Genomic DNA, 22,102 nt, shown 5'->3' with positions numbered 1-22,102 from the left:
CGAGGAGCCTGGCGTCCGGGGTTTTCCGACCGTGCTTTCGTGCCCGGTCATATCCTCATTTGGTGACAGCCGCGGCCTTGTGTCAACGGCTGCGCAGAGGATCGGCACGTCCCTGCGTTCAGTTCATGCGGAAGGTTTCGCCCAGATAGACGCGACGGACCTGAGGATCGGCGACGATTTCTGCGGTAGAGCCGGATTTCAGTACATGTCCGTCATGCAGAATATAGGCACGGTCGACGATCTCCAGCGTCTCGCGCACGTTGTGATCGGTGATCAGAACACCGATGCCGCGGCTTTTCAGGTCATGGACCAGTGAGCGAATCTCGCCCACGGCAATCGGATCGACACCGGCAAAGGGTTCATCCAGCAGCAGATAGGCCGGATCGGCTGCAAGGCAGCGCGCGATCTCGACCCGCCGCCGCTCCCCCCCCGACAGCGCCATGGCCGAGGCGCCGCGCAAATGGCCGATCGAGAAATCGCCCAACAGCTCTTCAAGCCGTTCGCGGCGCTGATGGACATGCGGCTCGACCAGTTCAAGGACAGCCATGATGTTCTGCTCGACCGTCAGGCCGCGAAAAATCGACATTTCCTGCGGCAGATAGCCGATCCCCATACGGGCGCGCTGATACATGGGCAGAACAGTCACATCCTGTCCGTCGATCAGCACCTGACCCGAATCGGGGGCGACAAGGCCTGCCACACAGTAAAAGCAGGTCGTCTTGCCCGAGCCGTTCGGCCCAAGCAGCGCCACCACCTCGCCCCGGTCCAGATCCAGTGCCACGTCCCGGATAACCGGGCGCTTGCGATAGGATTTGCGCAGCCCGCGGACGCGCAGCCCCAGTTCCCCGGCCATAGCGTCAATTCTCCGGCTGCAATACGCTGCGGACCCGGCCCGAAGCATTGGCCGTGCCGCTTTCCAGATTTACCGTGACCCGCTCACCGGCCAGCACATTGCTGCCCTGGGTCAGCAGCACGTCGCCAGTCAGTACGACGGTGCCGCTTTCGACATTGTAGTCAGCGGCGCGGGCCTCGGCCGCGTCCTGTCCGCTGACCAGGGTGACGTTCCCTTCTGCATGCAGGGCGCTGATGCGGCGCTGGTCTCCCTGGGCATAAGTCACGGTCACGCTGTCGGCTGACAGCCGCATCGCGCCCTGCCCGATCAGCACATGACCCGAAAATGTGGCCTTCCCGGTCTTTTGATCGACGCTCAGCGAATCAGCAGTAACTTCGACCGGCGCCTTGATGTCCTGCGCCCTGCCGAACCCTGTAGTCTGCGCCTGCACCGATCCTGCTGCCAGCACAAGCGACAGGATCACGGGCAAAAGCGGTCCGGGCCGGATCATCGGATTTCCTTTCTGGCGCCTGTGACGGCCCCTCTGTGGCGGCGGCACCGGGTCATGGGCGGTATATCAAGCGGACTCCGCCGCTTAAATCAAGCACATGATCGCCGCTGCCCTGTCCTGAAGGGCGCAATTCCATCTGCCCGGCCGTCAGTTCGCCGAAGGGGGCAAGGACATTCACCTCGCGGTCCGAGACGACCGTGCCTGCGATGGTCGAGGCCAGGAACTGGGGCGCGGTCACCACCCAGCCATCGGCTGTGGTCATGCGCACGCCATCGCCCAGCAGGACCTGTTCGCCCTCAAGCGCGGCCGAGCCGGCGCTGACATCCGCCGCCCTGCCATCACGGGCGCGCAAGGTCATGTGCACCGTCTGCGCCTGTCCCTCGCCCTGCCCGCCATCGGGCCGCGCCTCGGCGGCCGTGATACTGAGCTGCGCCCCGTCATCCGTCACCCCGGCATAGGTCGGGCTGGTCACTGCCTGACGTTCGGCCAGCTCGCGCGGGTCAACATCGGCGTAGGGGATGCTCGCATCGGGGTCGGGGTTGCGGCCCAGCAGAAACAGCACCGATAAAAGCGCCAGCGCCGACAGCGGCAACAGCACCCTCAACCATGCGACGATGCAGGACCGGGTGCTCACCTACAAAAACCCCGTGCGCAGAAAATCATGGATATGGATCAATCCGGCGGGCGCACCGTCGGGCGTCACCACGAACAGGCAGGTGATGCGGCGGGACTGCATTTCGGCCAGCGCGGATTCGGCCAGCGCCTCGGGGGCAATGGTGCGCGGATTGCGGGTCATTACCTCGGCCGCAGTATGATCCAGCAGGCCCTGCATATGCCGCCGCAGGTCGCCGTCGGTGATGATACCGGTCAGACGGCCCAGTTCGTCGGTCACGCCAGTCACGCCAAAGCTTTTCTGGCTGATGGTCAGCAGCGCATCAGCCATAGGCGCGCCTTCGGAAACCAGCGGCATGTCCTTGTGCATCAGATCGGCGACGCGCGACAGTTTCGCCCCCAGCTTGCCGCCAGGATGGAAGGTGCGAAAATGCTCGGGCGTGAACTTGCGATGTTCCATCAGCGCCACGGCCAGCGCATCCCCCAGCGCCATGGTCATGGTGGTCGAGGTGGTGGGCACGATGCCGGTGCCGCAGGCCTCGGGTGCCGCAGGCAGCACCAGCGCGACATCAGCCTGACGCAGCAGGGTCGATTGCGGCCGGCTGGCAACGCCGATCAGCGGGATCTGAAAGCGCCGGGTATGGGCGATCAGGTCCGCAAGCTCGGGCGTCTCACCCGAGTTTGACAAGACCAGCGCCACATCCGCCTCGGTCACCATGCCCAGATCGCCGTGGCTTGCCTCGGCAGGGTGGACGAATTGCGCCGGAGTACCGGTCGAAGCCAGCGTCGCCGCGATCTTGCGCCCGACATGGCCGGATTTGCCCATGCCCGAAACCACCACCCGGCCACGGGCAGCCAGAATGGCCTCGACCGCGCGGTCGAAACTGTCGCCAAGACCTTCGGCCAGCAGCGCCAGCCCCTCGGCCTCGGTTCGGATCACCCGGTGGGCGGTGTCAAGATATGCGCTCATGGCCGGCTATCTAGTGATGAAAGATGTCGTTTTCATCCCCCCAGCCCAACAGATCCATATGGGCCCGGACAGGAAGGAAATCAAAACAGGACTGCGCAAGCTCCAGCCGGCCTTCGCGGGCCAGCCGCTTTTCCAGCTCGGTTTTCAGCGCATGCAGGTACAGAACGTCCGATGCAGCATATCCCAGCTGCGCCTCGGACAGATCGGACGCGCCCCAGTCGCTGGTCTGCTGCTGCTTCGAGATATCGACCCCGACCAGTTCCGAAAGCAGATATTTCAGTCCGTGACGGTCGGTATAGGTGCGCACCAGTTTCGAGGCGATCTTGGTGCACCAGACCGGCTTGGTCACCACGCCAAAGGTGTTTTCCAGCGCAGCGATGTCGAACCGGCCAAAGTGGAACAGCTTTACCACATCGGGATTGGCCAGCATCCGCACGAGGTTCGGTGCCTCACGCTGGTCTTTGGTGATCTGGACCAGATGCGCATTTCCATCGCCCGAGGACAGCTGGACAAGGCACAGCCGGTCACGGCGCGGGTCAAGACCCATCGTCTCGGTGTCGATGGCGACGACCGGGCCAAGATCCAGATCGTCGGGCAGGTCATTGCGATGAAGGGTAATGGTCATGTCGAGCTTCTCGGGCTGCGGGTTTCAGTTGCTGTAACCCCTTTGCCCCCGTTAGCGCCAGCCCCGGTGTCCGCAAGCAAGGCCGCCAGATACCCCGCCGCGGCGGCCCGTCGCCGATAGTGGCGCAGATGTGCAACAATCCATACCAAAACAGTAAAATTTTTGCACGTATTCCTGAGTAAAATACTTGAATCTGGTTCCGCGCCTCTATAAGCCGCGCGAGAACCTGTCAAAACAAGGCTTTGACCATGAAATTGCGCCGCATCATCCCGCTGGCGGGGGTGTCCTCGCTTGCCCTGGCCTCTGCGCTTTACGCGCAGGACAACCAAAAGCCGCAAACCGATACCGTCGTGCTTAGCCCGATCACGCTGGTCGCAGATGGTCAGGAAAACGTTGAGGCAACCGGTGGTGTGGTCGTCTCGTCCGAAGACATCGAGGCAATGCAGCCGGCCGATGTGTCCGAGCTTTTTGCCCGCGATTCCGCGGTCACCGTCTCGGGCGGCGCGGGCCCGTCAAAACGGATTCACGTCTTTGGCCTCGAACAGTCGAACCTCGCCGTTACCGTGGACGGCGTGCCGCAAGGGCCGACGAGCTGGCATCATACCGGCTCGAACGTGGTTGACCCGGCCTTCCTGAAATCGGTCGAGGTCGAGGCTGGCGCGGCTGCCGCAGACGCAGGCTTTGGCGCGGCGGCCGGTGCGGTGCGCTATGAAACCGTCGGCGCCAGGGACCTGCTGACCGATGGCAAGACCCAAGGCGGCCGCGTCGGCCTGTCCTATGGCTCGAACGGTCGGGGGCTTTCGGCTTCGCTGGCAGGCTATGGCATCTATGGTGGCTTTGACTGGTTCGCGATGGTTCATGGCACCAACGGCAAGGACTACGAAAACGGCGACGGCTATGAAATCGTCGGAACCGAACCGGGCGTCACCGGCGCGCTTGTCAAACTGGGCTATGAGGCCGAAGGGCACCGCCTTGAGGTGACCGTCGATCACACCGAGGACGACGCCGACCGCACCATCAAGATGAACATGGACCTGAACGCGGACAAGCTGGTCTATCCGCTCAAGGTCACCCGCGACTCGTTCAGCCTGAAATACAGCTCGACTGCGCCGACCGATCTCTGGGATCCAGAGGCGATGATCTATGTCACCCGCAACAAGTATGACCGGCCGAACTATGTGCCGGACGGCGTGAACGGCGACATGCAGCTGGAAAACAGCACCATCGGCGGCGTAATCAAGAACACCTTCACCGTGGGCCCGGGCAACGTCACCTCGGGTATCGACTGGGCCTATAACGACTATGATGTCGATAACTACGGCGACACGAACCGCCGTTACTGGACCATGGAAACGATGCAGGTCGGTGCCTTTGTGCAGGGCCGGTTCGAATTCGACAACGGCATCGACCTGTCCACGGGCCTGCGGCTGGATCACCATCGCTTCACCGACTGGAACGGCAAACGCTACAGCGACACCGGCGCCAGCGTGAACGGCACCGTGTCCTACGAATTCGCCGAAGGCTACGAAGTCTTTGCCGGCGCCTCGCACACCTGGCTGGGCTATCGGTTCGGCGAATACGCGCTGCTGCACGCGCGGACCGCGGATCTTTATACCGCCGATAACTTTGAACCCTCGACAGCGCGCAACGTCAAGGTCGGTCTTAACGCCAACCAGGGGAACTGGACCGGTAACCTGACCTTCTTTGACACCCGCCTGAAAAAGATGGGCGAGTTCATCTTTGAAGAAGAGCCCTACTATCTTGGCAATGTGGATGAATACCGCAGCAAGGGCTTTACCCTGCAAGGCACCTACAGCTGGGGATCGGGCCGTGTGGGCGGCAGCTTTACCAAGGCCGATGTGTCGCAGGGCGGTATCGACGCACTGCCCGCAGGCGGAGCCGCCGTACCGGTCGGCAAGGTCGCAACGCTGTTCGTCGACCAGGAGATCGCGCAATACAATCTCAAGGTCGGTGGCTCTGTGGAATGGGCTGACAAGCTCAAGGGCGACTATGTCAACGGCGAGGGTGGCTTCTACGATCAAAGCTCCTACACTGTCGTCAACCTTTACGGTGAATGGCGGCCCGAGAGCTATGAAAATGTCGTGCTGCGCCTTGGCATCGACAACGTCTTTGACCGGACCTACTACGAACGCTCCAGCTACGGCGAACGCGACGTTGTCCGCGGTGGTACGCTGGCGCGTGATATTGATCCGCTCTACGCCCCCGGCCGTACGGTCACACTGGGCCTGAAGATGGATTTCTGATCCATCCGCCAGACGGAACGGAAAGGCCCCTTTCACAGGGGCCTTTTTCATAGCTGAGCCGCCAGTATTGATATTTGAAATATCAATTATCTTATGCTACATATGCATAATCAAGGATTGGAAATCAGCTGATGATAACCTCGGCCCAGATGCGTGCAGCACGTGCCCTGCTTGGCATAGACCAAAAGCGGCTGGCCGAACTTTCGGGCCTGTCGGTCCCCACCATCCAGCGCATGGAGGCCAGCGATGGCAATGTGCGCGGCGTGGTTGAAAGCCTGACCCGCGTGGTCGAGGCGCTGGAGACCGCCGGGATCGAACTGATCGGCGAGGGCGCGGCAAGCGCCTCGGGCGGGCGTGGCGTGCGGCTGAAATCCGGTCCGCAGACGTAATCGCGACGGAGACCGCCGGCAAACGCCGACGACCCCGCCGCCTTTTTTCATGAAGGTGCGGCTCCAAATGAACCAGAAGGTCAACGCAGCGCCGGGATTCGCGCAGCTGTTTACCCCGAAATTGATCACCGTTCTGCGCGAAGGCTATGGCGCGGCCCAGCTGCGCGCCGATGCTGTGGCCGGACTGACTGTCGCCATCGTGGCCCTGCCCCTGTCGATGGCGATCGCCATTGCCTCGGGCGGAACTCCGGCACAGGGGCTTTATACTGCCATCGTCGGCGGCTTTCTGGTGTCGTTGCTCGGCGGCTCACGCTATCAGGTCGGCGGGCCTGCGGGGGCTTTTATCGTGCTGATCGCCGGGATCGCCGCGCAACACGGTATGTCGGGGCTGATCCTTGCCACCTTCATGTCGGGAATGATGCTGCTTGCCATCGGGCTGCTACGCCTTGGCACCTTCATCAAGTTCATCCCTTTCCCGGTGACGGTCGGCTTTACCGCCGGTATTGCCGTGATCATCTTTACCAGCCAGTTGAAAGAGATCTTTGGCCTGGCGCTTGAGAATGAACCCGGCGCGTTGATCGAAAAGATCCCTGCTCTCTGGCAAGTCCGGGACACTGTGACACCCGCAGCAATGGGGGTGGCGCTTGGCACCATCGCAGTTATCGTCGGGCTGAAACGCCTGCGTCCGCACTGGCCCGGCATGCTGATCGCCGTAGCATTGGCGGCGATTTTCATCGCCGTCACTGGCGCGAATGTCGCGACCATCGGCAGCCAGTTCGGAGGCATCCCCTCGACCCTGCCGGCTCCGGCCCTGCCCGAATTTTCGCCAGACAAGGTAAAGGCGCTGTTGCCCGGTGCCATGTCACTGACGCTGCTCGGGGCCATCGAATCGCTGCTCTCGGCAGTGGTGGCAGATGGAATGACCGGCCGTCGGCATCGCTCTAACTGCGAGCTTGTCTCGCAAGGCGTCGCGAATATGGGCTCTGCGCTATTCGGCGGCATCTGCGTGACTGGCACCATCGCCCGTACCGCGACCAACGTGCGCTCGGGCGCGCACGGGCCTGTCGCGGGGATGCTGCATTCGGTGTTCCTCTTGGGCTTCATGCTGGTCGCAGCGCCGCTTGCCTCTTACATCCCGCTGGCAGCTCTGGCCGGAGTGCTGGCGGTCGTAGCCTGGAACATGATCGAGAAACCCGCCATCGCCATCCTTCTGCGCTCGGGCTGGGGCGAAACAGCGGTGCTGGCAGTCACCTTCCTGTTGACGATCTTCCGCGACCTGACCGAGGCCATCGTGGTCGGTCTGGCATTGGGTTCGGTGCTGTTCATCCAGCGGATGAGCCAGGCCGTCGGGGTCGAGGCGCTGGTCGGGGCAGATCTTGCCGACAGCGATCAGCCGCGCGCGGATCAGCCGCAGGTGCGCGATGTGATGGTCTATCGCATCTCGGGAGCACTGTTCTTTGGTGCCACAGCCTCGATCGGATCGGTTCTGGACCGCATTCAGGATGGGTTGCAGGTACTGGTGGTGGATTTCAGCGCCGTACCCTTTCTCGATTCGACCGGCGCGAATATGATCGAAGGCTTGGCACATAAGGCGCAACGGCGTGGCATCGACCTGTGGCTGACAGGGGCGAGCCGAGACATTCGCCGCGTTCTGCTGCGGCATGGTCTGCGTCGCCCGTTCGCCCATTATGCCCCGACCGTCGAAGAAGCGCTGCGGCGGCATAACCGCCCCTGACACGCCGCATCGGCTTCTCGTCTTGAAGTTCTTGCCTCCGGCGGGGATATTTTTCCACGGAAGATGACAGGTGTGAAAAGGGCGGCTCGATGGCCGCCCTTTGCTGTTTCAGCCCATGCGCTCAGACGCAAAGCTGCCGGGCGAGGCTGGGAAGACCACCGTCTTGTTACCGTTCAGGAACACGCGGCGGTGGATATGGGCATGGATGGCGCGGGCGAGAACCTGGCTTTCCACGTCACGGCCAAGGCTCACATAATCCTCGGGGCTTTGGGCATGGGTGACACGGATGATATCCTGCTCAATGATCGGCCCCTCATCAAGGTCGGCAGTGACATAGTGGCTGGTGGCGCCGATCAGCTTCACGCCGCGTTCAAAGGCCTGCTTGTAGGGATTCGCACCCTTGAAGCTGGGCAGGAACGAGTGATGGATGTTGATGATCCGCCCCGACATCTTGCGGCACAGCTCATCCGAGAGCACCTGCATATAGCGCGCCAGCACCACCAGCTCGGCCCCGGATTCCTCAACCACCTGCACCAGATGCGCCTCGGCCTGGGGTTTGTTCTCTTTGGTCACCTTAATGTAGTGGAAAGGTATGTCGTGGTTCACCACTACCTTTTGATAGTCCATGTGGTTCGAGATTACCGCCACGATATCAATCGGCAACGCCCCGATCCGCCAACGGTAAAGCAGATCGTTAAGACAATGGCCAAAGCGGCTGACCATAATCACGACCTTCATCTTATCGGCTTCGTCATGGATCGCGTAATCCATCGAGAAGGGCTTTGCCGGCTCTGTCAGACCCGCACGCAGCTCCTCCACCCCGACGCCCTGTTCCGAAACAAAGCTCACCCGCATGAAGAACTTGCCGGTCTGCGGATCGTCGAACTGGCTTGAATCGGTGATGTTGCAACCATTCTCGGCCAGAAAGCCGGCCACGGTGGCAACGATGCCGCGCGTCGAGGGGCAAGCGACGGTCAGGACATATTTCTTCATCTGGCTCTCCACTAAAGGGCGCAAGGCCCCTGATTTCTTTTGTGTGCAAATATCCCGGGGGTCCGGGGGCAGCGCCCCCGGCCGGGCAGCGCGCTCAGGCGGTAAGCTCCTCCGGCTCAGGCAGGCCGTGCACCCGGCAGCAGGCTGTCAGCGTATTCGCCAAAAGACAGGCGATGGTCATCGGCCCAACCCCACCCGGCACCGGAGTAATAGCCCCCGCTACCTGTACGGCACTGTCAAAGTCGACATCGCCAACCAGCCGCGCCCGGCCATCCTCTTCGATCCGGTTGATGCCGACATCGATCACCGTGGCACCAGGCTTGATCCAATCGCCGTGGATCATGCGCGGCCGGCCCACCGCCGCGACCAGAATATCGGCCGAGCGGCACAGCTCTTCGATATCCTTTGTACGGCTATGGGCGACGGTCACGGTGCAGCTTGCATTCAACAGCAACTGCGCCATCGGCTTTTCGACGATGTTCGAGCGCCCGACCACCACAGCATTCAGCCCCGTCAGATCGCCGTGCAGATCTCGCAAGAGCATCAGACAGCCCAGAGGGGTGCAAGGCACCATCGCCTTTTGCCCGGTGCCAAGCAGGCCGACATTGATGACATGGAACCCGTCCACGTCCTTCTTGGGGTCGATGGCGTTGATCACAGCCGCGGCGTCCATATGGTCGGGCAGCGGCAACTGCACCAGGATGCCGTGAACGTTCGGATCGGTGTTCAGCCTGTCGATCAGTGCCAGCAACTCATCCTGCAGCGTCTCGACCGGCAGCTTGTGTTCATAGCTGACCATTCCGGCCTCGCGGGTCTGGACGCCCTTGTTGCGGACATAGACCTGGCTGGCCGGGTCTTCGCCCACCAGAACTACCGCCAAGCCCGGCGTAATCCCGTGCCGGGACTTAAGACTTGCCACAGCCTCTGCCACACGGCCGCGAACCCCGGCCGCAAACCCCTTGCCGTCGATGATCCTTGCCCCCATCGGCCTAACCTCCTTCGCATTCCGCACCCGTGTCGCGGGCGGCAATAGCCGACCGCCCCCGCTCGCGGATAGCGCAGGCGCCGGCATGTGCAAACCCGCCCCATGGCGGACCTGACCGTCCCGGTTCGCCTCTATCCCCGTTGACGCCTTTTTCCAACTGGCCGTCGCAAAGGTCAGACCCTATTGCGACAGGACAGTGTCGTTTTGCGACTTGGGTCAAAACAGGCTACGTCAGCCGAGCAGATGATTTGCGACAAGCCTTCGACGCATCCGGCGGTCAGCTCGCCTCGCGCAGCACATCGCAAAGCTGCGGAACCGTCGGGGCAAAGGGATTGCCCTTCATCGAAGAGCTGGAAAGCGACGCTTCGGCCACCACCTGATGCCGCGCCGGGTCAAGACCTTGCGCGATCAGCCCAGGCAACCCGGCACCGCGCGCCCAGGCAGTCAGCGCTTGCGGAGCCTCGGCGGTGGTGCAGTCCAGCACCCCGGCTATCTCGCAACAGACCTCTCGGATACGGGCGGAATCAGGGGAATGGGTGCGATTCAGGGCCAGCACAGGGCCAAGCAACGCCCCACAGATCGCGCCATGCGCGGCGGGCGTCACGCCCCCGATCACCCCTGCAAGGCCGTGCACCGCGCCCAGCCCTCCGTTGGCCAGCGCCATGCCCCCACACAGGCTGACCCAGGCCATGGTGTCACGGGCGGCGCTGTCCTCGGCCTCTGTCAACCGTTTCAGCGCCTGCAAGCCGGGGCGGATGACCGGCCGCACCAACGCGTCGGTAAACGGCGTCGCCTTGCACGAGATCCACGGTTCGATCACCTGCGCCAATGCATCAAGCCCCGAAGCCAGCGTCACCGCGCGCGGGCAATGATCGGTCAGCGCCGGATCGACGATGGCCAGCCGGGGCAGCATACGCTCGTCCCGGATCGAAACCTTGCGGCCATGATCGGGCAGGCCGATCACGGCATTGCGGGTCGCCTCGGCCCCGGTCCCGGCTGTGGTCGGCAAGGCGATATAGGGCAAGGGCGGCGCGGCCAGCGGCAGGCCACGGCCCACCACCTCAAGATGATCCATGACCCCGCCCGGAGCAGGGATCAGCCCCGCCAGCGCCTTGCCCAGATCCAGCGCCGCGCCTCCGCCCAGTGCCGCAACCCAGTCAGCGCCAAACTCTTTGGCCTGGCCAAGTGCCTGTTCCAGCATCGGCAAGCTTGGCTCAGACCCGCAGGCCAGAGCCATGACCTCAGCCCCCTGACTGTGCAGGGCGTCAAGCAGCCATGCCGCGCGGGCCGGGTTCGCACCATGTACAAGCACACCGCGCGGACCGTATGTGCGGATCAGGGGCGCAGCCTGTTCCGCCTCGCCCCGACCAAAGATCACACGCCCCGGCAGGGCAAAGGAAAACCCGTTCATGCCGCCCCCGCGCATTTCGGGCAGAGTGGCACGCGCAATGCGCTGGTCAATCGAAACGTGTGGGACATGGCGGCCTGCTGTTTTCAAGGTCGGGCGCAGGCTGCACCGCAGGCCCCGGACGGTCAAGAAGCTTTCGTTTCAGGCCAAAGCAGCAGCAATGCGAACATCAGCGCCGGCTCTTTCCCTATGCAAGGAACACTTGCGCACCCTTCCGGATCGCTTACATTGACCACGGTTCAGCCGATGGAGAGCGCCCTTGGCCCTCAGCATTCGCCAAAGTGAGATCCTTGAGCTTGCCCGCGCCGAAGGCCGGGTTCTGGTCGAGGATCTGGCACAACGTTTCGACGTCACCTTACAGACGATCCGCCGTGATCTGGGCGAAATGGCGGGAGCAGGCTTGCTGGACCGCGTGCATGGCGGGGCGGTGCCGCGCGCCGGGGCCGTCAATCTGGGCTATGAGGCGCGGCGGCGTATGAATGCCGAGGCCAAGACCGCCATCGGCAAGGCTTGCGCAGCGGCAATCCCCGACAATTGCAGCCTGATCCTGAACCTTGGCACCACGACCGAGGCGGTGGCCCGTGCGCTGATCCATCATTCGAATATCACCGTTGTCACCAACAACATGAATGTCGCCAATATCCTGCTGGCCAATCCGGGCTGCGAAATCATGGTGGCGGGTGGCGCGTTGCGGCGCTCGGACGGTGGGCTGGTCGGAGAACTGACCACCCAGTTCTTTGAACAATTCAAGGTCGATTACGCGGTCATCGGCACCTCGGCGCTGGATCATGACGGCGATCTGCTGGATTTCGATCTGGCCGAGGTGCGGGTCAGCCGCGCCATCCTGCGCCAGTCGCGTCAGGCCTTTCTGGTCACCGACCATTCCAAGCTTGGCCGCCCCGCACCCGCCCGCATTGCCAGCCTGTCCGAACTGGATGCGGTCTTTATCGACCAGCCATTACCCGAGGACCTGACGCGACGCTGCGCAGAATGGGGGACCAAGGTCCGGGTCTGTCCCCCGTCGGACGAATAACTCCTCAGGTCACGGCGGCCTTTACGGCAAAGCGCGGATCGCGCCAGCTTTCGCTGCGCAAGATATCCTCCAGCACATCGACCGCACGCAGCACATCAGCATAGCGCAGGTAAAGCGGCGTAAAGCCAAAGCGAAGGGTCGAGGGTGCGCGGAAATCGCCGATTACACCGCGCGCGATCAGTGCCTGCATCACCGGCCAGGCGTGATCGTGATGCAATGCAACCTGACTGCCGCGCCGGGCGCCCTCGCGCGGGGTCTCAAGCGTCAGTCCCAGCCCGGCGCATCGCCCTTCGACCAGCCGGATAAAAAGATCGGTCAGGGCAATGCTCTTGGCGCGAAGCTGGTGCAGGTCCACCCCCTCCCAGATCTGCAACGCGCCCTTTAGCGCCCGCATCGACAGGATGGGCTGGGTGCCGCATTGGAAACGGCGGATGCCGGTATCACCCTCATACCCCGTCTCAAAGGCAAAAGGCCGGGCGTGTCCCCACCAGCCACTGAGGGGTTGCGACACCTGCCCCTGATGCCGCTGTGCGACATAGATAAAGGCGGGCGAGCCCGGCCCACCGTTGAGGTATTTATAGGTGCAGCCCACGGCGAAATCCGCACCCGCCGCATCCAGCCCGACCGGCAGCGCACCGGCAGAATGGCACAGGTCCCAGACAGCGACGGCGCCCGCCGCATGGATGCGCGCCGTCAGCGCCGCCATGTCGCGCAACGCTCCGGTGCGATAGTCCACATGATTGACAAGCACCGCGGCGACATCGCCATCAAGCATCTCCTCGATCGTCGCGCCATCCACGCCCTCAAGCCGCAGCCGTGCCCCGGGCAGGGTCGAAACGACCCCCTCAGCGATGTACAGATCGGTCGGGAAGCTGCTGCTTTCCGCAATGATTGCCTTGCGCCCCGGGCGCAATCTCATGGCGGCATGCAGCGCCTTATAGACGTTGATCGAGGTGGTATCGGCCACCACCACCTGTCCTGCAGCCGCGCCGATCAGCCCGCCAATACGATCGCCCAGTTCGACGGGCAGGTCGAACCAACCGGCGCTGTTCCAGCTGCGGATCAGCTGTCCCGCCCATTCGTCACGGGCAGCGCGCATCAGTTCATCCTGAGCGGCACGGGTCGGGACACCCAAAGAGTTGCCGTCCAGATAGACCTCGTCCGGGGATAAAAGGAAGACATCGCGCAGATGGCCCAGCGGGTCCTGGGCATCCATGGTCTCGATTGCGGCACGGTCGGGAAAGGTCATGTCGGTCCTCGTCAGGTCACTCCGGCGCAGGGCCGGTCGAATTACGGATGATCAGTTCATGCGGGCCGACGCGCTGCAATTCCTTAAGCGGCCGCCCCTCCAGCAGACCGGCAAGGCAATCTGCCGGCAGCTCCCGGCTGTCACGCCGCGGTGCCTTGGTAACGCTACCCGAGCGGCCCGTCACCAGCTTGCGCGCCGAGATATTCGCCTGATAATTCAGCGAACACGCTGCGGCCTTGACCCGTTTACGCGTCATCTCGCTGACATCGGAATGATCGTTCAATGCCCGGCTGGCCTGTGTGATCGACAGGCCCACCGCACGCGCGACATCCTTCAGCGTGGCCAATGTCACAGCTCCTTCGGAAATGCTCTGGGCCGCCGCATACTCCCCCTTCTGGATTTCTGGAACATCCCTTGCAGCTGGTCCATAGCCGCCCCCGACGCTAGTAGCGCAGCCGCGCATAATACGAGTTCTCGGCCGCCGCACGTGCCTGACCCAGCGTCGCAATGCCCCGCGCCTGCAACAGCGGCCAAAGCCGCAAGAACACCTGCGCCGTCACCAGCGCATCGCCGGCGGCATTGTGGCGATTGGCGACCTCGATCCCCAACCGCTCTGCAATCGCCTCAAGCGAATGCGAAGGTTCATGGGGCTGGGCGATACTGGCCAACAGCAGCGTATCCAGAACCGGCTGGTCAAAGCGCAGGCCTGTCACTCCCTCTTTCATCTGCAAAAACCGCATGTCAAAGGCAACGTTATGCCCGACCAGCACCGTATCGGCGGCATAGGCGTGAAAAACGGGCAGCACTTCGGCGATACGCGGCTGACCCCGCACCATCTCGGGGTGGATGCCGTGATAGGGGATCGAGGCCTCGGGGATCTCGCGGCCCGGATCGACAATCTGGTCAAACCGCTCGCCCAGCAACAGCTTGCCGTTCAGGATACGCACCGCGCCGATCTGGATGATTTCATCGCCCTCGGCCGGATTCAGACCCGTCGTCTCGGTATCAAAGACGGTATAGGTCAGCTGATCCAGCGGCTGATCGTCCAAAGAGCGGCTGGAATCGCTGGCCGCAAACAGGTCAAAATCATAGAACTCGGGCCGGGACTCGGGCCAGGCGATCTCGGGTCCGGACAGGGCGGTCGGCAGCAGAAAGCGAAAGAAGGACTGCCCCGCCGGACGGTCCTGTTCCAGCCACAATTCACCGCCGTGACGTTCCGCGATGTCACGGGCACGGTCCACCTCGGCCTGACCAGCGACGGCCCCGGCAGTGCCCGGCCCCGTCCCGACCTCAAGCGGCCAGACCAGATCCAGATGCGCCCAGCCCGGCGTTGCTGCGGGGGCAAGTCTTAGCGTCAGGGATGACTGCGCCCCCGCGACCTGCACCGCCAGTGCACCAAGCGCCTGAATCAGGGAAAAGCTGTCAACGCGCAGCCACAGCCCGTCATCGGCATTCCCGACCGCAACCTCGGCCCCGGTCTGTACCTGGACATGCCGCGAAGCGGCAGCAAGCAGGTCGTCGCCCAGCATCTCTTGCAGCGGCCAGCGGGTCAGGATCTCTTGCGAGGCATCCGCCGTCATCGCCTTTAGCCGCTGGCCCATCGCCGTTACCTCATCGCGGACGATGGCGTGAAAGCCGTCCCGCTCGGCCGGTTGCAGGTCGGGATAATCCAGCATGTCCAGCGCCGCCTGCATATTGGCCAGCGAGGCGCGACTGGCCTCGGTCAGCTCGATCAGGCGACGGTCGCGACGGGACTGGGCGGCATAATCGCCGGTAATGTCATCAACCAGCAGCACATAGCCACTGATCTGATCGGATTCCCCGGCCTGCGGGCGAACCGGGGCCAGCACGACATGCAGCAGACTGCCCGCTGGCGTGGTGGTAACGAATTGCGCCGAAACGGGCGCCTCTCCCCGTGCGATATGGCGGTCCACAGTATCGCGCGCATGGTCGATCAGGGCCCGCTCGATAACAGTATGGATCGAGCGGCCAAGCCCGATCACATCCCCCCCGCCCGAGACCCGGCGGAACATGCTGCGGGCATGGTCATTGTAAAGCAGGATGCGACCATCAAGGTTGCAGACGATCACGCTTTGGCGCAGCTCAGCCATCAGCGCACCAAGCTGGTCGCGCTCTTGCGCGACCTTGTGCTGGGCCTCGGCCACCAGACGCGCCATGTCGGTCTGCAAGGTCCGACGTTCGTCGGCAAGACGGTTCAGCGCCTCGGCCAGCCCGGACAGCGCCTCGGGGCCAGCAGCCTGCGCGCGGGGCGCATCGGCATTCCCGGCAAGCAGCCGCGCCGCATCAGCCAGCCGCGCCGGGGCTGCAACATGGCGGGCGTAAAGACGCGCGGCAAGCCAGCCAGCGAGCACCGCCCCAGCAAGCCACCAGCCAAAGATCAGCGCGCCGCCTTCGGCCAGCGCCGGCGCAAGCCCGGCGGACACCCCCTCGCGCCGCTCGGGCGACAGGGCAGCATAAAACAGCGCCATGCCACCCAGCACCCATAGCGCCACCGCCAGACCCGGTAGGACGACAGGCAACAGGAGGCGGGTGGCGGATCTCATGCCAGCAGCTCGCGGATACGAACGATCAGTTCGCGCGTCGAGAAGGGCTTGGTCACATAGGCGTCGGCCCCCGCCCCCATGCCGCGGGCGATGTCCGTCTCGCGCCCCTTGGCGGTCAGCATCAGGATGCGGACCCCCGAAAGGCCGGGATCGGCGCGCACCGCCTCGCAAACGTCAAAGCCGTTCATCCCCGGCATGGCCGCGTCAAGCAGCACCAGCCGGGGCGGGTCGCTGCGGATCATATCAAGCGCCTGCAACCCGTCCGGCGCGACAAGGACCTCATACCCCTCGCGTTTGAGCATGAAGGACAGCGACACGACGATATTCGGCTCATCATCCGCGATCAGTACCTTGTCCGTCATCAGCTCCTCCCCTGACTCTGTAACGGCAGGCTGAAGGCGAAACATGCGCCCTGCCCCGGCCGGGATTCCAGCCACATCCTGCCCCCCAAATTAACAACGATCTGCCGGCTGATCGGAAGACCAAGCCCGGTACCGGGGGGACGGTTGCACGCATCGCCGCCCTGCCGGAACTTTTCAAACACCGTCGCCTGATCCCCGGGCGCAACACCGGGGCCGTTGTCGCGCACCTTGACGACCAGTTCATCCCCCTGCTGCAGCAGCACGATCTGGACCCGGCCTCGCCCTTTGGGGACGAACTTGGCCGCATTCGACAGCAGGTTCACCAGCACCTGTGTCAGCCGGTCGGGATCAGCCAGCACCATGGGCACCCGCTCGGGCAGGTCCAGCGCCACCTCGGTCCCGTGTTCGCGAAACAGCTCGGCCGTGGCGCGCAGGGCAGCGGCGATCAGCGCCTTCATGTCCACGCGGGTCGTATGCCATTCTGCCACGCCCGCCTCGATCTTGGCCAGATCCAGCACCTGATTGACCAGCCGACTTAGCCTTTCGCTTTCCGACAGGATGATCCCCAGAAACTCATCACGCTGAGCGGACTCGATATCGGGCGTGTCCAGCATCAGCTCAGTCAGCGCCCGGATCGAGGTCAGGGGCGTGCGCAATTCATGCGTGACCGAGGACATGAAATCATCCTTGAGCTGGTCGAGGCTTTTCAGCTTTTCGTTGGCAGCGCGCAGCTCGATGGTCGCCTCTTCCAGTTCGCGGGCATAGACGCGCACCTGCGAGGCCTCGTCGATGATCTCAAGCACATCATCAAGGCTTAGCGGTTCCTCCTGCGAAGCCGATTCGACCATTACCCGGGCCGAGGCCGTGCCAATAGCCCCGGCAATCTGACGTTCCACCCGATCCACCAGCCGTGCATCGGCGGTCAGACTGTCCAGCGCCGTTCCCGTTTCGCGCGCATGGTCACGAAACAGCGCCTCGGCCCGGGCCGCCCCCAGAAAACGCCCGGCAAGGCGGCGCAGATCCTCGGGCCGCGCCCGACCGCGCCAGAACACCGGCTGGGCCTGCCCACGCTCGAACACATCGACGAATAAAAGCGCCTGGCTTGCCTCGCGCGCCGAGGCGCGGCCGATCAGCGACAGGCCAACATAAAGCGCAATGTTGACGAGCAGGCTCCAGAACAGCGAATGGGTCAGTTCGTCGAAACCGGAAAGGCCGAAAAGCCGTTGCGGTGCCAGAAAGGTCAGACCGAATGGGCCATCAAGGAAATCTGCCCCGATCCAGCCCGACCGGGCGACCGAAGGCAGCATCAGCGTATAGGCCCAGACCAAAGACCCACCGATCAGCCCGCCCAGCGCCCCCGCCCGCGTCGCGCCGCGCCAATACATGCCACCCAAAAGCGCCGGGGCGAATTGCGCGACGGCGGCAAAGCTGATCAACCCGATCGAGACCAGCGCATAAGCCTCACCCGCGACGCGGAAATACAGATAGCCCAGCAGCAGCACCAAAAGGATCGCGGCCCGGCGAATATTCAAGAGCAGCCGCGTCAGGTCGCCCCCGGCCTGGGCAAAGCGCCCACTGCGCAGCAGCGCGGGCATCACCAGATCGTTGCAGACCATGGTTGAGACCGCGACCGTCTCAACGATGATCATACCCGTCGCTGCCGAAAGCCCGCCGATATAGGCCAGCAGTGCCAGCCACGCCGCCCCCTGTGACAGGGGCAAGGTCAGCACATAGCTTTCCGCCCCCGCCCCTGCGTCGCCCATCATCAACATGCCGCCGATGGCGATGGGCAGGACAAAGATGTTGATGAGCAGCAGATAAGCCGGAAACAGCCAGGCTGCGCGCAGGATGTGCCTTTCATCGACACATTCCACCACCATCATCTGGAATTGGCGCGGCAGCATCAGCACCGAAAGCATCGACAGCAGAGTCAGCGCGAACCATTGCGCACCCTGAAATCCTTCGAATCCCAGCCCATCAAGGCGCAGCAGATTGGCAATATCAGGCTGTGCCTGCGCCCGTGCCCAGATATCGCCCATGCCTGCGAAAAGCCCGTAGGTGACAAAAACCCCCACCGCCAGAAAAGCCGCAAGCTTGACCGCCGATTCAAAGGCGATGGCGGCGACCATGCCTTCATGCCGCTCGGACAGGTCAAGGTGGCGGGTGCCAAAGACCACCGCGAAGCCCGCAAGCGACAACGCCATGTAAAGCGTGCCGTCGCGCCACCAGGCCATGTCAGACTGGCCCTGCCCCCCGGTCAATGCCTCGTAACCGGCCGAGACGGCTTTCAGCTGCAAGGCGATATAAGGCAGGATGCCGACCACGGTGATCAGTGTCACCAGCGCGGCAAGCAGCGGGCTTTTCCCGTAGCGGCTGGCAATGAAATCCGCGATCGAGGTGATGCGATAGCTGCGCGCGATCCGCACCATTTTGCGCAGCACCAGCCATGCAAGCAGCATGGCCAGCATCGGCCCCAGATAGATCGGCAAGAACCAGACCCCACCCAAAGCCGCGCGGCCAATGCTGCCGAAATAGGTCCAGGCCGAACAATAGACCCCCCAGGACAGCGCATAGACCAGGCTGCTGTCGATCAGCGACCGGCCCTGCCCTGCGCGGCGATCTCCATGTGCTGCGACCGCCACCAGCAGGACCAGATATCCAAAAGAGGCTGCCAGAACGAAACCGGGCTGGATCATTCGCCCTTCCTCCGGTTCCCGGCCCGGTCGCTGCGGGGCGGTCGGGCGCTGCGGGCACTGACCCATGCCAGCGCCGCAATCAGCCCGCCCCAGACCACGAACAGCACCACCGGCAAAAGTGGAAGCCCAAGGATAGTCAAAGGCTGGTCCCAGATCAGCAGCAGCGGAAAGTTGAACAGCAAAAAGCCCGCGCCGCACAGCGCCAACAGCACCTCGGGCCGGGGTCCGTCGCGCCGTCTCATAGCAGATCCAACCGGTAATGCTGGCCAAGCCATTGCTTGTATTCGCGCACGATGTTCAGCGAATCGCGCAAGGCCTGGCGCTCGAGCCGGCCCAGTTCGGACGGGCGGATGCTGTTGTCAGGGGCCTGGCCACGGGCAATCTGCGCGAGGTTGCTGTCAAGCTTTAGCCCCATCATGCAATGCAGGGCGTCAGCAACGTCGCGGGCAAGCCCTGCATCGATCCGCCCGGCCCCGGCCAGCGCCGCCAGACGGGCCTGAGTGCCCGGCAATGTGATCCCGTGTTCCAGCGCCAATGCGCGCGTGCCATGGACCAACGGAAATATCCCCAGCTTTTTCAGGTCGATCTCGGCCGCCTCGGGTCCGCGCAGACCGGGCAGACGCCGCCACCAGCCGCCCTCTGCACCGCCGTCAAACTGCCGGATCGCCAAGGCAAAACGGGCATAAAAGCTGTCGCCCCCGGTCAGGACCCGCCGCAGCCGGTCGCGCAGGGCGGCAAGCAACCGCTCGTCCCCGGCAACCGCGGCGGCGTCAAGAAAGATCGCCAGATGCATCGGCCCCTCGGGGTCCGAGCCATGGACCCAGTCGCGGATACTGTCACCAAAGTCCTGTACGCTTTGGCACCATAACGGACGGTTTAGCATGATGCCCCCGGGACAGGGGGGATAGCCGAACGAGATCAGCGTATCGGTAAAGGCCTGCGTCACCCGCTCCAGCCCGTCAAAGCGGAATCCGTCGCGCAGGATCAGCGCATTGTCCTGATCGGTGCGGATGATCTGCTCGGACCGGCCCTCGCTGCCCATGACGATCAGGCAACTGTTTTCCTGCAAAGGCCGGGGGGCCAGCATCTGCCACAGCCGACGAAATATCTGGCGGTTCAGACGGCCAACGAGCTCGGCGATGATCTCGCTTCGTACGCCATCGGCATGCAGGGCGCGGATCAGCGGCTCAACCCCGGCAGCGGCTTCGGCCAGCTCACCCGGACTACGGGCGCGCGAGATTTCGGCCGCGATCAGATGCGAGTGACTGGCCAGAAAGCTCATCAGATCGAACTGGCTGAGAATGCCCACCACTTCATCGCCATCGCGCACCAGAACGCGATGAATACGGTGGCGCAGCATCAGCATCATCGCATCGTACAGATCGTCGTCCACCGCCACGGACCAAGGGGTGAAGCTGGTGAAATCGCGCACCGCCAGCGCCTGTGGCGGCTCATCGCGCAGGATCGCCCGGACCAGCTGGGTGGCGGTAAAGATGCCAAGCCGCTTTCCGTCCCGCACCAGCGCATCGGTCAGGGCACGGGCCGCGAGTTCGCGACACAACGTTGCAAGATCGGTCCCGGCATCGACCACATATGGCTTGCGCAGGGCGGCATCGCGCACCCGCGCCGTGACCAGTGTCACCATCTCGCGCTGTTCGTGGCGCGTGCTGCGATCCGCCCCCGTCACCGCCCGCACCTCTTGCATGCGGCGGACACAGGCAAACCCATAGCCTCCGAGGAAGCACGCATGGCCCTCTTGCCCCTCCCTGCCCTTTTGACGCGCCCCGCAAGATGCGTTCTGCGGGACGCCCACCAAGCGTTCCTCCTGCCCGCAATCCATTGATAAGCCTAACTGTGGCCTGTTCACAACAGCTTTGGCCGGACAGCTGCGGCGTGTCAGGCCGACAGGCCGGTGGTCTCCCGCGCGGCTTGCGCCAAACCATGCAGTGTTCTGGTCGAAATACTCTGAAAACGACGGCATACAGGCCGGGCTTTGCAACTGCGCCGGTCAGTCAAAAAGCCCTTGTTTCCCCGCCGCTCGCCCCATATACGGGGCAGCGGAGACGTGGCCGAGTGGTCGAAGGCACACCCCTGCTAAGGGTGCAGACGGGAAACCGTCTCGAGGGTTCGAATCCCTTCGTCTCCGCCACGCTTCCTGTTTCGGCCCAATTTAAGAACGCCAAATACCGCCGTAAACCTCCGTTTCCCGCACAATATAAGCGCCCGATCAAATAGAGCGGAGCCTCGGGAGATTCATTTCCCCCTTTTTTCGATAAAGCTGATTTCGCGGCGGTGCACAGCCAGCGATTGCTGCGACCGATAAAGGAATTCGAAGCCACTATCGATCGCTTCGCTGGCGAAGAGGTGAGAGCGGATGGTGCATGCGGCGTTGAGCTTTGATCAGCGATCGCCAGGATTCATTGGCACGCGGCAAGTGGGGCAATCGTGTCCTATACTTCACGCCAGGCTGCGGAACTGGTGGCCTGGGTGCGAGAAGAAGCCGACTCCCTCTTGTGGTATTGCAGCGGGCCTATCGGTGATGTTGCACCCTGGATCAGCGCAGCGATGGCTATAGAAGGGTGGACGCGGTCTCTGGCACCCCGTTCCTAGACGGGTCCGTTTCCCACCGAATAGTCGCCGTTCGCGGAGTGTTTTTGACGCCGCGACAGCGGACGTTCGTTCAGTCGCCATTCCCCTCGCTTCCAGATATTTTTCTCTGATGCGCGAAGGTGCTTCGCCGCACCGGATCGTCATCAGCGCATTTCACTCTTCCACTGGGGAGGCCTCATCTGGCTCCTTCGGGTGGATACACAGCGTCGACCGCAAATATTACTCGCCAAACCTCTGGCTGTTGATTTCCGTCGAGACGTGACC

19 protein-coding genes and 1 tRNA gene are annotated in these 22,102 nt (G+C 63.3%); 5 read left to right on the top strand and 15 right to left on the bottom strand.

The window, feature by feature from the left end:
- Positions 1–118 precede the first annotated feature (118 nt).
- The 5 genes from lptB to PARACOCCUSGL_RS0104410 are packed head-to-tail and all read right to left on the bottom strand — an operon-like array spanning position 119 to position 3,550.
- Positions 119–853, bottom strand: coding sequence for an LPS export ABC transporter ATP-binding protein (gene lptB / locus PARACOCCUSGL_RS0104430; protein WP_010393506.1), 735 nt, complete (start codon positions 851–853; stop codon positions 119–121).
- A gap of 4 nt (positions 854–857) precedes the next feature.
- Positions 858–1,343: a lipopolysaccharide transport periplasmic protein LptA gene (lptA, locus tag PARACOCCUSGL_RS0104425; RefSeq protein WP_010393505.1), complete on the bottom strand. Its 486-nt coding sequence runs from the start codon at positions 1,341–1,343 to the stop codon at positions 858–860.
- 52 nt (positions 1,344–1,395) lie between these two features.
- Positions 1,396–1,977 carry a hypothetical protein gene (locus PARACOCCUSGL_RS0104420; protein ID WP_029371503.1) on the bottom strand — a complete coding sequence of 194 codons (582 nt, stop codon included), beginning with the start codon at positions 1,975–1,977 and terminating at the stop codon, positions 1,396–1,398.
- Positions 1,978–2,925, bottom strand: coding sequence for an SIS domain-containing protein (locus tag PARACOCCUSGL_RS0104415; RefSeq protein ID WP_010393501.1), 948 nt, complete (start codon positions 2,923–2,925; stop codon positions 1,978–1,980).
- Between the two features lie 10 nt (positions 2,926–2,935).
- Positions 2,936–3,550, bottom strand: a complete 615-nt coding sequence (locus tag PARACOCCUSGL_RS0104410; RefSeq protein WP_010393500.1) for a ribonuclease D — start codon at positions 3,548–3,550, stop codon at positions 2,936–2,938.
- 248 nt (positions 3,551–3,798) lie between these two features.
- Here PARACOCCUSGL_RS0104410 and PARACOCCUSGL_RS0104405 point away from each other — a divergent pair, with 248 nt between their 5' ends.
- The 3 genes from PARACOCCUSGL_RS0104405 to PARACOCCUSGL_RS0104395 all read left to right on the top strand — a co-directional run bounded on the left by PARACOCCUSGL_RS0104405 (position 3,799) and on the right by PARACOCCUSGL_RS0104395 (position 7,938).
- Positions 3,799–5,814: a TonB-dependent receptor domain-containing protein gene (locus PARACOCCUSGL_RS0104405; RefSeq protein ID WP_010393495.1), complete on the top strand. Its 2,016-nt coding sequence runs from the start codon at positions 3,799–3,801 to the stop codon at positions 5,812–5,814.
- A 131-nt stretch (positions 5,815–5,945) separates the two neighbouring features.
- The gene (locus PARACOCCUSGL_RS0104400) at positions 5,946–6,203 is read left to right on the top strand and encodes a helix-turn-helix domain-containing protein (protein ID WP_010393487.1); all 258 of its coding nucleotides are present in this window, start codon (positions 5,946–5,948) and stop codon (positions 6,201–6,203) included.
- Positions 6,204–6,270: 67 nt separating this feature from the next.
- Positions 6,271–7,938 carry a SulP family inorganic anion transporter gene (locus PARACOCCUSGL_RS0104395; RefSeq protein WP_010393486.1) on the top strand — a complete coding sequence of 556 codons (1,668 nt, stop codon included), beginning with the start codon at positions 6,271–6,273 and terminating at the stop codon, positions 7,936–7,938.
- Positions 7,939–8,046: 108 nt separating this feature from the next.
- Here the strand turns inward: PARACOCCUSGL_RS0104395 and purU are convergent, their stop codons facing one another.
- From purU to PARACOCCUSGL_RS0104380, 3 genes are all read right to left on the bottom strand, one after another.
- On the bottom strand, positions 8,047–8,931 hold the full coding sequence (gene purU, locus PARACOCCUSGL_RS0104390) for a formyltetrahydrofolate deformylase (protein ID WP_010393484.1): 885 nt from the start codon (positions 8,929–8,931) through the stop codon (positions 8,047–8,049).
- Positions 8,932–9,025: 94 nt separating this feature from the next.
- Entirely contained in the window at positions 9,026–9,916 is an 891-nt protein-coding gene (gene folD, locus PARACOCCUSGL_RS0104385) for a bifunctional methylenetetrahydrofolate dehydrogenase/methenyltetrahydrofolate cyclohydrolase FolD (protein ID WP_010393482.1), read from the bottom strand.
- Between the two features lie 277 nt (positions 9,917–10,193).
- Positions 10,194–11,327 carry an iron-containing alcohol dehydrogenase gene (locus PARACOCCUSGL_RS0104380; protein ID WP_029371500.1) on the bottom strand — a complete coding sequence of 378 codons (1,134 nt, stop codon included), beginning with the start codon at positions 11,325–11,327 and terminating at the stop codon, positions 10,194–10,196.
- Between the two features lie 256 nt (positions 11,328–11,583).
- Between PARACOCCUSGL_RS0104380 and PARACOCCUSGL_RS0104375 the strand changes: the two genes are divergently transcribed.
- Entirely contained in the window at positions 11,584–12,357 is a 774-nt protein-coding gene (locus tag PARACOCCUSGL_RS0104375; protein WP_010393477.1) for a DeoR/GlpR family DNA-binding transcription regulator, read from the top strand.
- 4 nt (positions 12,358–12,361) lie between these two features.
- Here the strand turns inward: PARACOCCUSGL_RS0104375 and kynU are convergent, their stop codons facing one another.
- From kynU to PARACOCCUSGL_RS0104340, 7 genes are all read right to left on the bottom strand, one after another.
- A complete protein-coding gene (gene kynU, locus PARACOCCUSGL_RS0104370; RefSeq protein WP_010393475.1) occupies positions 12,362–13,606 on the bottom strand; it encodes a kynureninase in 1,245 nt (414 codons plus the stop codon).
- A 16-nt stretch (positions 13,607–13,622) separates the two neighbouring features.
- A complete protein-coding gene (locus PARACOCCUSGL_RS0104365; RefSeq protein ID WP_010393474.1) occupies positions 13,623–13,952 on the bottom strand; it encodes a LacI family DNA-binding transcriptional regulator in 330 nt (109 codons plus the stop codon).
- Positions 13,953–14,049: 97 nt separating this feature from the next.
- Positions 14,050–16,170, bottom strand: a complete 2,121-nt coding sequence (locus PARACOCCUSGL_RS0104360) for an exonuclease domain-containing protein (protein WP_029371498.1) — start codon at positions 16,168–16,170, stop codon at positions 14,050–14,052.
- Positions 16,167–16,532, bottom strand: a complete 366-nt coding sequence (locus PARACOCCUSGL_RS0104355) for a response regulator transcription factor (RefSeq protein ID WP_010393471.1) — start codon at positions 16,530–16,532, stop codon at positions 16,167–16,169. Before PARACOCCUSGL_RS0104355 ends, PARACOCCUSGL_RS0104360 begins: the two co-directional genes overlap by 4 nt.
- A complete protein-coding gene (locus PARACOCCUSGL_RS0104350; protein WP_010393470.1) occupies positions 16,532–19,228 on the bottom strand; it encodes a sensor histidine kinase in 2,697 nt (898 codons plus the stop codon). Before PARACOCCUSGL_RS0104350 ends, PARACOCCUSGL_RS0104355 begins: the two co-directional genes overlap by 1 nt.
- The gene (locus PARACOCCUSGL_RS20260; protein ID WP_010393469.1) at positions 19,225–19,470 is read right to left on the bottom strand and encodes a hypothetical protein; all 246 of its coding nucleotides are present in this window, start codon (positions 19,468–19,470) and stop codon (positions 19,225–19,227) included. The genes PARACOCCUSGL_RS0104350 and PARACOCCUSGL_RS20260 overlap by 4 nt, the downstream gene beginning before the upstream one ends.
- Positions 19,467–21,041 (bottom strand): DUF294 nucleotidyltransferase-like domain-containing protein, encoded by a 1,575-nt coding sequence (locus tag PARACOCCUSGL_RS0104340; RefSeq protein ID WP_237701484.1) that lies wholly within the window; start codon positions 21,039–21,041, stop codon positions 19,467–19,469. The genes PARACOCCUSGL_RS20260 and PARACOCCUSGL_RS0104340 overlap by 4 nt, the downstream gene beginning before the upstream one ends.
- Before the next feature lie 246 nt (positions 21,042–21,287).
- Between PARACOCCUSGL_RS0104340 and PARACOCCUSGL_RS0104335 the strand changes: the two genes are divergently transcribed.
- Positions 21,288–21,377, top strand: a tRNA-Ser gene (locus PARACOCCUSGL_RS0104335).
- The last annotated feature ends 725 nt before the right edge of the window (positions 21,378–22,102 follow it).

It is taken from the genome of Paracoccus sp. TRP (assembly GCF_000185925.1).
Taxonomy (GTDB): Bacteria; Pseudomonadota; Alphaproteobacteria; order Rhodobacterales; family Rhodobacteraceae; genus Paracoccus; species Paracoccus kondratievae.
The sequence above is the reverse complement of the archived record's forward strand: the minus strand, read 5'-3'. Positions and strand labels throughout refer to the sequence as shown.

Coding starts and splice junctions, on each gene's coding strand:
- lptB (WP_010393506.1), bottom strand. CDS start 853: ATGGCCGGGGAACTGGGGCTGCGCGTCCGCGGGCTGCGCAAATCCTAT.
- lptA (WP_010393505.1), bottom strand. CDS start 1,343: ATGATCCGGCCCGGACCGCTTTTGCCCGTGATCCTGTCGCTTGTGCTG.
- PARACOCCUSGL_RS0104415 (WP_010393501.1), bottom strand. CDS start 2,925: ATGAGCGCATATCTTGACACCGCCCACCGGGTGATCCGAACCGAGGCC.
- PARACOCCUSGL_RS0104410 (WP_010393500.1), bottom strand. CDS start 3,550: ATGACCATTACCCTTCATCGCAATGACCTGCCCGACGATCTGGATCTT.
- PARACOCCUSGL_RS0104405 (WP_010393495.1), top strand. CDS start 3,799: ATGAAATTGCGCCGCATCATCCCGCTGGCGGGGGTGTCCTCGCTTGCC.
- PARACOCCUSGL_RS0104400 (WP_010393487.1), top strand. CDS start 5,946: ATGATAACCTCGGCCCAGATGCGTGCAGCACGTGCCCTGCTTGGCATA.
- PARACOCCUSGL_RS0104395 (WP_010393486.1), top strand. CDS start 6,271: ATGAACCAGAAGGTCAACGCAGCGCCGGGATTCGCGCAGCTGTTTACC.
- purU (WP_010393484.1), bottom strand. CDS start 8,931: ATGAAGAAATATGTCCTGACCGTCGCTTGCCCCTCGACGCGCGGCATC.
- folD (WP_010393482.1), bottom strand. CDS start 9,916: ATGGGGGCAAGGATCATCGACGGCAAGGGGTTTGCGGCCGGGGTTCGC.
- PARACOCCUSGL_RS0104380 (WP_029371500.1), bottom strand. CDS start 11,327: ATGAACGGGTTTTCCTTTGCCCTGCCGGGGCGTGTGATCTTTGGTCGG.
- kynU (WP_010393475.1), bottom strand. CDS start 13,606: ATGACCTTTCCCGACCGTGCCGCAATCGAGACCATGGATGCCCAGGAC.
- PARACOCCUSGL_RS0104360 (WP_029371498.1), bottom strand. CDS start 16,170: ATGAGATCCGCCACCCGCCTCCTGTTGCCTGTCGTCCTACCGGGTCTG.
- PARACOCCUSGL_RS0104355 (WP_010393471.1), bottom strand. CDS start 16,532: ATGACGGACAAGGTACTGATCGCGGATGATGAGCCGAATATCGTCGTG.
- PARACOCCUSGL_RS0104350 (WP_010393470.1), bottom strand. CDS start 19,228: ATGATCCAGCCCGGTTTCGTTCTGGCAGCCTCTTTTGGATATCTGGTC.
- PARACOCCUSGL_RS20260 (WP_010393469.1), bottom strand. CDS start 19,470: ATGAGACGGCGCGACGGACCCCGGCCCGAGGTGCTGTTGGCGCTGTGC.